Origin of the sequence: Rhodopirellula maiorica SM1, assembly GCF_000346295.1 — a bacterium.
Classification (GTDB): Bacteria; Planctomycetota; Planctomycetia; order Pirellulales; family Pirellulaceae; genus Novipirellula; species Novipirellula maiorica.
Window position 1 is genome coordinate 1 of record NZ_ANOG01001033.1, and the last position, 1,238, is coordinate 1,238.

A 1,238-nucleotide genomic window follows, 5' to 3' on the forward strand; every position below is an offset into this window, starting at 1 on the left:
GAAGGGATTGGCAAAGGAATTGCGCTCGAAGTCGCCAAGTGCGGAGCAAAAGTCGCTGTGATTGCCAGAGACGAGGATGAATTGCGAGCCGTGGTCGATTCAATCAAATCGGTCGGTGGAACAGCAATGTGGGCAACAGCCGATGTGACCGATTCATCAGAAATGAAATTGGCTTTCGAAAAGATCGTGGACCACTTTGGAAGACTTGACGGTTTGGTTGCCAATGCAGGCACCAATGGAAAATGGGCGCCGATTGATGAGTTAACACCGGAGGAGTGGCGAAGTACCATTGATGTCAACCTGAACGGGACCTATCTCGCGATTCACCATTGTGTTCCCCACCTGCGACGGCAAGGCAGCGGCAGCATCGTGATCATGTCATCGATCAATGGCACCCGGACGTTCAGCAACGAAGGGGCATCGGCGTATGCGGCCAGCAAGGCGGGGCAATTTGCTCTCGCCAAAATGCTGGCGTTGGAATTGGCGCCGGCGAAAATTCGAGTCAACGTGATCTGTCCCGGCGCGATCGAATCGGAGATCCATGATAAAACGAAACATCAGAACTTGGAGAAAATCGAAACTCCGGTTGAGTTTCCCAAGGGCAATATTCCGCTGACGGGCGGCGAGTTCGGCACGCCCACCCAGGTCGCCTACCTTGCTGCGTTCCTACTGAGCAATCTCTCCGATCATATTACTGGCACGCCTGTATGGATTGACGGAGGACAATCGTTGATCGTTTAAGCAGAGAAGCAGACATAAATTCATTTCCACTGCAAAACGCAGCGTCTCGAATTGATTTTCCCGTCCGTCGAAGACATGCTAGCGAAAATCGACGCGATGTCGCCTGTGGAAACGAAACAATTGTCGGATGTATGTTTGGCGAGTGTTCATCTCGCCACGTCGCCTGATCCCTCGGGGCATGGATTCACGCTCAAACGGCGTGACGACGATACGGTCATCGGCGAGTGTGGCTGTGGAGGACCGCCAGGTTCTGACGGAATCATTGAGATCGCGTACCATGTGTTTTCGGATTAAGCTGGTTTGCTCATCCACAGAACCCCCGGTCCACTCGGACAGGCTCGCATCGAGGAGTGCGTTCATGCAGCATTACGACTTCATTGACGATGACGGCCAATCGTCATTGAGACTGCTGCATCGCAATCCATCCGATCGACTGCAACCGCTAATTGGACTGCGTGTTCATGTCCGTTGCTCTGACTGCGTTGCCGGCCTGGATG

2 protein-coding genes are annotated in these 1,238 nt (G+C 53.4%); both read left to right on the top strand.

The genetic code is table 11. The features are described from left to right. A partial coding sequence (locus RMSM_RS33415; protein WP_040770850.1) for an SDR family oxidoreductase occupies window positions 1-741 on the top strand: 741 nt, incomplete at its 5' end. 75 nt (window positions 742-816) lie between these two features. After that, the gene (locus RMSM_RS33420; RefSeq protein WP_008708236.1) at window positions 817-1,035 is read left to right on the top strand and encodes a hypothetical protein; all 219 of its coding nucleotides are present in this window, start codon (window positions 817-819) and stop codon (window positions 1,033-1,035) included. Window positions 1,036-1,238: the final 203 nt, after the last annotated feature.

Excerpts from the sequence above, each read along its gene's own strand:
- RMSM_RS33420 (WP_008708236.1), top strand. The coding sequence starts at position 817 with ATGCTAGCGAAAATCGACGCGATGTCGCCTGTGGAAACGAAACAATTG.